Consider the following 10,282-nt stretch of genomic DNA (forward strand, 5'->3'; position numbering starts at 1 on the left):
GATTTACCGCCGCCAAGCTCCAAGTTAGCCATGGCTGCTTTATACGTCATCCCCTTTGACAGTCTCAACACATCGGTCAATGCCTCACCACTATTTACGTAGGGCCACATGCGACAACCGCCAAGTGCTGGCCCCAGATTGGTATTGTGTACAGCAATAATGGCGCTCAAGCCCGCCTTCTCGTCATGATAAAACGCAACGTGTTCGTGATTATTGAACTCCGGGTGATCAAAAACTGACATATTTTCCCTATTAATACTGTGATGAATTAAAGCCTACCCAAGGTCTAGCTGTCACGAAAACGAAACGCCGCTCATTTGGGATGATGTGAGAGTCTGAAGATGATTTGCGGTACACTTATCGGCCTCGCAAAGATCAGCAACATTTTGCCAAGTGTATCCGATTGTTTTGAGGACAGGCCTTGCAAAGTTTGTTAATGAAATTTACAAACTGAAACGCAATAGAATTGATTACAATTTTTCTAGGACAGCTATCCTAGAATTTTTTTTGATATATAATAAACATCATAAAAACGACGGAAACAGTGTTAATGAAATTGGATAAATTTGACCGTGAGATTTTGCGCGTACTTCAGCAAGACGCCACGGTGTCGATGGCAGATTTAAGCCAACGTGTAGGATTGTCGCATACTCCGTGCTGGAGACGTGTCAAACGAATGGAAGCCGACGGCATCATTCTTGGTAAAGTCACATTGCTAAACAGCAAAAAACTGAATTTAGGTGTGTCGGTCTTTATCTATGTCACGTTGAAAAACCATGACGGTGACTCGCTAACCGATTTTGAAAATGCCGTACAAAACATCGATGAAATCGTGGAGTGTCATACCACCAGCGGTGAAAAAGATTACTTACTAAAAGTGATAGTGGAAAGTATTGAAGAGTACGAATTCTTACTTAAAACGAAATTAACTCACCTGCCTCTTGTCGATCATTTAAGCTCAACCTTCGCCTTAAAGCAGGTGAAAAACACCACCGAGCTACCGATTAAACGCCAATAACTCAAAAAATGGGGTCAGAGTACATTTCTACTCTCCCCCGTCAGTCTAAGTGGCGTCTATTTGATTTTCGGGCTTAGCCCGCTCAAAAGCATCTAACTCGTTACAATTCTTCGCTATCTTACTAATTAAAGGGTAGCGACTCATATCGACGTTAAAACGTTGCGCATTATACACTTGGGGTACTAAGCAAATATCAGCCAGCGTAACATCGAAATCAAAGCAGAACTTTCCAGCTTGGGTCTGAAGACGCTTTTCAATGCCGTCGAACCCCAGCGTTATCCAGTGGGATGCCCACTTCGCCACATCATCTTGTGACGCCTCAAAATTCCCTTTTAGCGCATTCAGTACACGTAGATTACCCAAAGGCTGAATATCACACGCGATATCTTGTGCTAGCGCTCTGACTCTGGCTCTCTCTGTTCGATGTTCAGGAACCAGCTGGTGTTCGCCTTCATACCGTTCATCAAGATATTCGATGATTGATAGCGATTGATTCAAAATAATATCTTCGTCTTCGTCAACCAAAGTAGGGACAAGGTGCGCGGGATTGAGACGCGTATATTCGCTACTATGCTGCTCGCCACCGTTGTTTACAAGATGTACAGGTACATACTCGTACTCAACCCCTTTCAAATTCAGCGCAATCCGCACGCGGTAAGAGGCGGTCGAACGCCAATAGCCGTAAAGTTTTATACTCATGGTACTACCACACCTATTAAACGTTTTTGGTAGGAGTGCAGGGCTTTGATGAATCTAAACGCTCTACACCCTCTTATAATTATAGTGGGGAAAACAACAACGTGCCTACTGAGTAAACCGCGTTATTAGCCCACACTACTTTTCATTTTAAAGTTTTAGCTAAGCGGTTTAACTTGCTGTTCAATGGCGCCAAAAACAGAGTGACCTTCTTTATCTAGCATTTCTATGCGTATACGATCGCCAAACTGCATGAAAGGAGTAGAAGGTTTGCCGTCTCGAATAGTCTCAATCATGCGCACTTCTGCAATACATGAATAACCCACACCGCCTTCAGCGATGGCAGAGCCATGATCTGTACCCTGTTTATTAGACACTGTACCCGAGCCGATGATAGCACCTGCACCTAGGTTTCTGCTCTTGGCGGCATGCGCGACTAGCTGACCAAAATCAAACGTCATGTCCTGACCCGCTTCAGGCTTACCGAATAGTTCACCATTGTAGGTTGAACGCAAAGGCAAGTGCACTTTGCTATCTTTCCACGCATCACCTAATTCATCTGGTGTTACAGCAACCGGAGAAAAGCTAGACGCAGGTTTTGATTGGAAGAAGCCAAACCCCTTCGCCAGTTCGCCTGGGATTAACCCTCTAAGTGACACGTCGTTAACTAACATAATAAGTCGAATGCGCTCTGAAGCTTGTTCAGGCGTACACGCCATAGGAACGTCATCGGTAACAACAGCGACTTCACCTTCAAAATCGATTCCCCAATCATCACTTGGAAGTATGATGTCATCCTCGGGTCCAATAAAGTCATCGGAACCACCTTGATACATCAATGGGTCAGTCCAAAAGCTTTCCGGCATTTCTGCATTACGCGCCTTTCGCACCAATTCCACATGGTTCACGTAAGCACTTCCATCAGCCCATTGGTAAGCTCTAGGAAGAGGCGACTCACAGCGAGATGCGTCAAACGGCACGCTGTCACACGCATTGTCATTTAGCGCTTGGTATTTCATCTGTAGCTGAGGGGCAATCTCTTTCCAATTATCCAGTGCGTCTTGCATCGTTTTCGCAATGTCCTGTGCACTACATGCTCGAGAAAGGTCCTTCGACACTACCATTAGGCAGCCATCTCGGGTTTCATTCTTATAGGTTGCTAGTTTCATTGTTCTTTCCTCGAAAAATTATTCATCAGCTTGGCGCTCTTGTCTTTTATTAATACGTTCTGAATAAAAGACCTATATCTTTTTACGCGGCAGCATCACACACAATTCCATGATTATAGTTATGCCACTAGTTGGTGTGCGTTGAGAAGTGATCTGTTGACGAAGTTTTATTTGGCTGTAAGAAAGGATGTACGCTAGTAAGCCTCTGTTGAGCAGGTATAGCGCTGCCCGCTTGCTCCGTGGGCGATGTAAATTTATCGTAACAGATGAATTGATATTGCTCTGAGGCACAAAAACGCATTATCAATATAAAAATTGGCGTAGACCATTTGCCACTTTTACTTTGCTAAACGAAGCCAAATATACTTGGTCACATTGACCTTCACCCTATGGCAAAGGTCAATGCTCCCATATAATTAAAGCTTTACCGTTGCCTTGTTAATGCCGTACTCACGTAACTTATTTGCAATTGCCGTATGACTTAACCCCAGTTTTTTAGCCAATTGACGGGTACTTGGGTAGGAAGGATATAACCGCTTGAGCAAGTCCTTTTCAAACTTCTTCACTTCTTCGTCTAATGTGCCGTCAAAGTTTTCGTCAATATAAGTGACGCTTGGCGCACAACTTGGAAGCTGAATGTCTTCCTTGGTAATCTCCTTACCGTCAAGGAGTGATAACGCGCGATACAACGCATTCTGTAGCTGTCTCACATTACCCGGCCACGGGTACTGCTGCAGAAAATCAACACAGGATTTACTGAGTTTCGCAGGACGACGACCTAACTTGGTACTGTGTTGAACGATGAAAGACTCGGCAAGAGGAACGATATCCTGCCTTCTGTCTTTTAAAGAAGGCATAACCAAACTTAGTACGTTTAAGCGGTAGTACAATTCTTTTCTAAATCGTCCTTCTTCTACAAGCTGACCTAAGTCACGACAGGTGGTGCAAATAAATCGCACGTCTACCTTAACTGGCTCAGAATCCCCTACTCTTCTAAATTCGCCGTCTTCCAGAACGCGGAGCAGTTTAGCTTGAAGCTGAGAAGACATATCAGCAATTTCATCGAGAAGAAGCGTACCGCCTTTTGCTTGCTCTAATAGCCCCACTTTTGCATTAGGCTGATTGAATGCGCCCGCTGCGTAACCGAATAATTCGGTTTCTGCCACGCTGTCTGGTAAAGACGCGCAGTTTAAAGCTAAAAATGCTCCTTCACTGCGACGGCTAGACTGGTGACAGGCTCTGGCAATCATTTCCTTGCCTGTGCCTGTTTCACCAAAAATTAAAATAGGTGCATCCAAATCAGCTATTCGCTTGGCTTCATGAACGACTCGCTTCATAAATGGAGACTGAGTGACAAAGCGGTCAAAGCTATCAGTGGGAGACTGATGGAACGCGGTAAATTGCTGTCCTAGTCGCATCTCTGATTTTAATATCACCACAGCACCTGCCATGATCATATTCTGCTCGCCGTCAGGTACGGTAATAGGCAGCATATCGGCTAGGTAATCCTGTTGAATAAACTTCACTTTCGAAGACTGAGGGCCAGGCGATTTACCGTCCATCCATTTAGTAAAGTTAAAGCCTTTCACAACTTCGCCAATTTCAATGCCTTCTATTTCGCTACTCGGAATTTCTAGCCCCGCGCATACCGCTTCATTGCATAGCAAGATATTGCCTTTGGCATCGATAGAAAACACAGGGTCGGGCAACGTTCTTAAAATAGCGGAAAGCTGATTTTTTTCACGCTCTCCTGGCATGAAAAGCGTCGTCTTCACATCGTCGATACCATCGATGCGGCGAATTTGAGGCATGAGGTGTTGAAAATCTGCAAATTCGATATTGGGAAAATTAAGGAAAATTTTCCCCGCAGGGTCAATTTCAATACCGCGTAAATCTATTTCTTTAGTAACGAGAATATCTAAAACATCTTGAGTGATACCAAGACGGTCCTGACAGCTTATTTCTAGACGCATAGGGTGTTATAGCTATTTTGTAAACATATATGTACAGAATATCATACTTTTACAAAAAGATAACAAGATAAATGTTACAGATGGTTAAATTTGCGATGAATCACACATTTAAGAACGCGCAGAGAGCATGATTAAAAGGCCGTGCATACCAAATAAAAAAGATGCCGCTTCAGTGAGCGGCATCCTATATAAAACACATTTAATTAACAATAGTGTTAACTGGCTTTTTTCTCTTTAGGTGGGAAAAGTGGGGAAAATAATCCTAAAGACTTCGCTTGTTCTACGAGTGCCATAATATCCATTTCCGCTAATTCAAACAGATGGTCGAATTCCGGTAAGATATAATAAAGAGGCTGCATAATATCGATACGATAAGGTGTTCTTAATGCATCAATAGCAGTGAGCGGGTTACGCAGAGGTGTGTCGCTGTCTAACGCGTATATTGTCTCGCCAGGAGAAGATAAAATGCCTCCACCGTATATCTTCAATTCATCTTTGGCTCTCACCAATCCAAACTCTACGGTGAACCAATAAAGACGAGCAAGATAAACTCGGTCTTCTTTGCTGGCAGCAAGGCCCAACTTTCCGTAAGTGTGAGTAAAATGAGCAAATGCGGGATTGGTTAGTAGCGGACAATGCCCGAAAACTTCATGGAAAATATCCGGCTCCTGCAAATAATCGAATTCCTCTCTGGTGCGAATAAAGGTGGCAACAGGAAATTGCTTATTCGCCAGTAATCTGAAAAATTCGCCAAAATTAATTAACGCAGGCACTTCAGCTGTTTGCCAACCCGTTTTCTCCATCAGAACTTTGTTGATGTCAGGTAGCTGAGGGATTTCCTTTTCATTTAACTTCAACAAATCAAGCCCGTCCAAGTATTCTTGGCACGCTCTTTCTTTCACCAGCGGAATTTGTCTCGCATATAGTTCAGACCAAATTTGGTTCTCTTCGTCTGACCAATGGATAATGCCATTCTCGTCAGATTGTCTCGACTGGTATTGCGTTGATTTTGGCATAACTTCTGTAACCAATAAGAGTTGAAAAACTTGTCTATCAGTCTAATGAAATTCGCGACGTCGAAAAGTGTAAGCCCTTACGAGCGACTCGATTTTGCTGTAACAGGAATTTTACAAAACCAAGTAAACGCATTGTTTTATATAACAAAAAGCCGCTCATTACGAGCGGCTTCATTCAAGTTTGCTTGGTGCGCCATCGCCAATTAAAGGCGGCTAATTTCTTTATTGAGTTGATATTCGCGAGACGTTACATAAGTTTCCATTTTACGAAGTCGAACTTCTGCTTTTTCAAAACGATTGCGAATATCGTGAAACGCTTGTTTTGGTGGCTCGCCCGCCTGCCAAACTTTCGTTTTCACTTCCACTTTTGGGCTTTTTACCTGACCACCGTTGGGATTTGTCCATCCCTTACCTTTTGAGAAAACAGGTTGCGTTGGTGCATTTTTTAACCCAACAGGTTTTTTATCGAGGATGAACCAAGCTGCAATGTATGCAACAAAGATGAAAGGTCCGGCTAACAAGAAGAAACCTGTTACAACTAAAATCCTTACTAACCAAGTTTCTAAGCCGAAATATTCAGCTACACCCGAGCACACGCCTGCAATTCTTGCATTTTCTGGGTTGCGATAGAGCTGCTTACCGTTTCTCATGCTCTATTCCTCCACTCAGGTGCCTCGCTGTCTAAAATGGCCTCTAGAGTTTCAATGCGTTCGCTCATTTTCTCGGCTTTCTCGGCTAAGTCTTGCAAAGATGCATGCTCTTCTGCACTCAATCCCTGATTCACTTGCTTCTTGCTTCGATAGTGTAATATTAACCAAATTGGAGCAACGAATATTGAAAACACCACAAGGGGCATCACCAACATTGCAATCGTACCTTCATCCATCTCAATCTCTCCTACAAACTCTGATGTAATTACCCTCCTTCCGATTTCACATCCGGAGGGTACACCCTATTCTTATTATTCTGATTTTTCGGTGCTTGTGTTTGCACCTTTTACTTTCGCTTTAAGCGCAGCAAGTTCGTCTTCAACTTTGTCACTGGCCTCTAGTTCAGCAAACTCATCCTGTAACGTTTTCTTACCTAGATCGTAAGCTTCAACCTGCGACTCAAGGTCATCGATTTTACGCTCATATTGCTCAAAGCGTCCCATCGCATTATCTACTTTAGTGCTATCCAGCGTCTTTTTCACTTCAAGACGAGAGCTTGCGGTTTTCTGGCGCATAATAATCGCTTTTTGGCGACTCTTCGCATCCGCTAGCTTTTCTTGAAGCTGACCAATTTCATCCTGAAGTTTGCTGATTTGCTCATCAACAATAGCCAGCTCTTTACTTAACGCTTCAGCAGCTTCTGCAGACTTCTTCTTTTCCTGCAGCGCAGCACGCGCCAAGTCTTCTCTGTCTTTGCTCAAAGCAAGCTCAGCTTTGGCTTCCCAGTCACTTGCATCGCTTTCATACTTTGCAATTTGATTAACAATTTCTTTTTTGTTGGCTAAGGTCTTTGCTGATGCTGAGCGCACCTCAACCAATGTGTCTTCCATTTCCTGAATGATTAATCTAACCATTTTCTCAGGATCTTCCGCTTTATCTAAAAGCGCATTAATATTCGAATTCACAATATCTGTAAAACGCGAGAAGATACCCATAATAATTACCTCTTGCTAAAAATGGTAAGTGTTTAAAAAACACCACACTTGATAAATAGGTTACTCTTGGTATTAGTTGCATTCAATATGCTTGCCAACTTTATAACTGTGCTAACCTGCTATTTTTCATACACTTTTTATAAGTTTAAATAATACTCGTTTCTCAATATGTTTTGTTCTACACTATTAATTGGTCGAAATGACTAACTTTTGAGGGATTTAATGAGTAGGTATCGACAGCAAGACAATTTACTTGGCCAATCGAATAGTTTTCTAGAAGTTTTAGAGCAAATTTCACAAATTGCACCGCTAGATAAACCCGTGCTGGTAATTGGTGAGCGAGGCACAGGTAAAGAGCTTATTGCCGCGCGACTTCACTTCTTATCTAAGCGCTGGGATCAAAACTATATTAAGCTTAATTGTGCTGCCTTAAGTGAAAGCCTATTGGAGAGTGAATTATTCGGTTATGAAGCAGGTGCGTTCACCGGTGCCTCAAAACGCCGCGAAGGTCGCTTTGAAGTGGCCCACAACGGCACCTTATTTCTTGATGAACTGGCTAATACTTCTGGCCTTATTCAGGAGAAGCTACTGCGCGTTGTCGAATATGGCGAATTTGAGCGCGTTGGCGGAAGCAAGTCAGTAAAAACTGACGTACGCCTTATTGCAGCTACAAACGAAGACTTACCCGCGCTTGCCGATGCAGGTGAATTTCGTGCAGACTTACTCGACCGACTTGCCTTTGACGTAATTACCATTCCTCCGCTACGCGAGCGTAGGGAAGATATCATGATGTTGGCAGAAAACTTTGCTATTAATATGGCCCGTGAAATGGAAATGGAATTATTCAGCGGCTTTACAGAGAAGGCGAAGCGGACCCTTCTTGATTATGATTGGCCAGGCAATATACGTGAACTTAAGAACGTGGTCGAACGTGCAGTATATCGAACAAATAACCCTCATCTGCCCGTACATGAAATCGTTCTTGACCCCTTTGAGTCAGCTTATCGCCCGAAAGGTAGAGTGAAGACCAATGACAGAGTGAATACGCCCGACTCACCCGTTACTCAGTCCCCTTCAGAGGCCGCTGCCACCAATGAACGCATTGAAAGTGCAGACATTACGCCACTGGCACCAGTGAAAAAGCCAGAAATTGTTGAATATCCCATAGATTTGAAAGAACGTTCTCAACAACATGAGATAGATATGATAAAACAGGCACTTGCTGACAGTCAGTTTAATCAGAAGAAGACTGCTGAAAAATTGAGCCTGACGTATCATCAGCTGCGAGGCTATCTCAAAAAATATAACTTACTAGATTCTTCCGCGGAAAGCGTCGAGGCGTAAAACATGTCCCATGGTTTGGTAAAGCGTTTGTCATTATGTATATGTACAGCGCTTCTTGTTGCATCCTGTGCTAAGCAGAACAAACAAGCGTTTTACAATACGGGTATTATATACTGCTCTGAAAGCAATCCAGTTACCTTCAATCCGCAGCTAGATACATCAAGTACAACGTCAGATGCATCTTCACACCAACTCTACGACAGACTGCTTGATTTCGACCCTGAGTCTGGCCGCATCGTGCCTAGTTTGGCGAGTAGCTGGTTAGTGAGTGATGACGGTCTTACCTACGCTTTTCAACTGAGAAAGGATGTATGGTTTCACAATACGCGCTACTTCACGCCAACACGAAACTTTAACGCCGACGATGTTATCTTCAGTATAGACAGATGGCGCCTACGCTCCCATCCATACCATTACGTATCTGGTGGGCGCTATCCCTACTTCGAAAGCATAGGCCTTGCACAAAATATCGCGTCGGTAGAGCGCGTAAACGGCTACCGCGTTGAAATTACACTTAAGCGCAGGGATAGCTCATTTTTGGCAAATCTAGCAACCGATTTCGCCGTTATCTTATCAGAAGAATATGCTAACCAGCTGGCACAGACCGGCACGCCAGGCAAAATCGATGAGCTTCCAGTAGGTACTGGCCCCTTTAAATTCGATAGCTATCGCAAAGATCATTTCATTAAGTTCCTGCGCCACGACAACTATTGGCGTGACCAAATGGAAGATGCGCCTACGAGTGATGAAGTCCTAAGCGATAACAATACTGTAGAGAGTGCCAACCAAGAAGTTGAAAATGGCCAAGGTGGCGAAGATACTGTTCAAGATGGTACAGCACAAAACGGTGACGAAACGCGCCCTGTTGTAGAGCAGCTTATATTTGACATTACGCCAAGAAGCTCACTGAGACTGGCTAAATTAATGACAGGTGAATGTGACGCTACCGCTTTTCCTGCACAGACTGAGCTTGAAGTGATTCGGGCAAAAGAAGATTTAACGCTTGCTGAAAAACCAGGACTTAACATTGGCTTTTGGGCTTTTAACACACAACGTCCTCCTTTTGATAACCCAGACGTTAGACGCGCGCTAGCAGCGGCTATTGATAAGAACACACTATTAGAAGCGGTATACTTTGACAGTGCAACAAGAGCTAAAACGCTGCTCCCAGCAGCAAGTTGGGCATTTCAAAATGATGCAGATGATACAGCTTACAACCCTATCCTAGCCCGTAAATTACTGGCTGACGCTGGTGTAAAACCAGGTTTTTCAATGACAATATGGGCCATGCCCGTTGAACGTTCTTACAATCCTAATGCAACTAAAATGGCTGAGCTTATTCAGCGCTATCTTCGCGATGTTGGTGTAGAGGCCACTATTGTCAGCTATGATTGGACTACATTTAGACGCCACCTTCAAGA

General features: G+C 43.6%; 11 protein-coding genes. 3 read left to right on the forward strand and 8 right to left on the reverse strand.

What is annotated here, in order from left to right:
- Positions 1–242, reverse strand: a 242-nt coding sequence (locus QVA83_RS12015; protein WP_287498494.1) for a Glu/Leu/Phe/Val dehydrogenase dimerization domain-containing protein, incomplete at its 3' end; no start/stop codon positions are given.
- Between the two features lie 308 nt (positions 243–550).
- Here QVA83_RS12015 and QVA83_RS12020 point away from each other — a divergent pair.
- Positions 551–1,018, forward strand: coding sequence for an Lrp/AsnC family transcriptional regulator (locus tag QVA83_RS12020; protein WP_014948689.1), 468 nt, complete (start codon positions 551–553; stop codon positions 1,016–1,018).
- A 45-nt stretch (positions 1,019–1,063) separates the two neighbouring features.
- On the opposite strand, the gene maiA is transcribed toward QVA83_RS12020, so the two are convergent.
- The 7 genes from maiA to pspA form a co-directional block, all read right to left on the reverse strand.
- Positions 1,064–1,717, reverse strand: a complete 654-nt coding sequence (gene maiA, locus QVA83_RS12025; protein WP_014975930.1) for a maleylacetoacetate isomerase — start codon at positions 1,715–1,717, stop codon at positions 1,064–1,066.
- A gap of 155 nt (positions 1,718–1,872) precedes the next feature.
- Positions 1,873–2,883, reverse strand: a complete 1,011-nt coding sequence (locus tag QVA83_RS12030) for a fumarylacetoacetate hydrolase family protein (protein WP_014948687.1) — start codon at positions 2,881–2,883, stop codon at positions 1,873–1,875.
- A gap of 416 nt (positions 2,884–3,299) precedes the next feature.
- The gene (gene tyrR, locus QVA83_RS12035) at positions 3,300–4,856 is read right to left on the reverse strand and encodes a transcriptional regulator TyrR (RefSeq protein ID WP_014948686.1); all 1,557 of its coding nucleotides are present in this window, start codon (positions 4,854–4,856) and stop codon (positions 3,300–3,302) included.
- 215 nt (positions 4,857–5,071) lie between these two features.
- The gene (gene phhA, locus QVA83_RS12040; RefSeq protein ID WP_014975928.1) at positions 5,072–5,872 is read right to left on the reverse strand and encodes a phenylalanine 4-monooxygenase; all 801 of its coding nucleotides are present in this window, start codon (positions 5,870–5,872) and stop codon (positions 5,072–5,074) included.
- Positions 5,873–6,075: 203 nt separating this feature from the next.
- A complete protein-coding gene (pspC, locus tag QVA83_RS12045) occupies positions 6,076–6,522 on the reverse strand; it encodes an envelope stress response membrane protein PspC (RefSeq protein WP_014948684.1) in 447 nt (148 codons plus the stop codon).
- Positions 6,519–6,758 (reverse strand): envelope stress response membrane protein PspB, encoded by a 240-nt coding sequence (gene pspB / locus QVA83_RS12050; protein ID WP_014948683.1) that lies wholly within the window; start codon positions 6,756–6,758, stop codon positions 6,519–6,521. Before pspB ends, pspC begins: the two co-directional genes overlap by 4 nt.
- Before the next feature lie 75 nt (positions 6,759–6,833).
- The gene (gene pspA / locus QVA83_RS12055; RefSeq protein WP_014948682.1) at positions 6,834–7,517 is read right to left on the reverse strand and encodes a phage shock protein PspA; all 684 of its coding nucleotides are present in this window, start codon (positions 7,515–7,517) and stop codon (positions 6,834–6,836) included.
- A gap of 222 nt (positions 7,518–7,739) precedes the next feature.
- On the opposite strand from pspA, the gene pspF reads away from it, so the two are divergent.
- Positions 7,740–8,861: a phage shock protein operon transcriptional activator gene (gene pspF / locus QVA83_RS12060; RefSeq protein ID WP_049587674.1), complete on the forward strand. Its 1,122-nt coding sequence runs from the start codon at positions 7,740–7,742 to the stop codon at positions 8,859–8,861.
- A 3-nt stretch (positions 8,862–8,864) separates the two neighbouring features.
- Positions 8,865–10,282 (forward strand): ABC transporter substrate-binding protein (locus QVA83_RS12065; protein WP_287498495.1); only part of this gene is annotated, 1,418 nt, incomplete at its 3' end.

This window comes from Alteromonas sp. AO-Serp (assembly GCF_017849675.1).
In the GTDB taxonomy this organism is placed as follows: domain Bacteria; phylum Pseudomonadota; class Gammaproteobacteria; order Enterobacterales; family Alteromonadaceae; genus Alteromonas; species Alteromonas macleodii.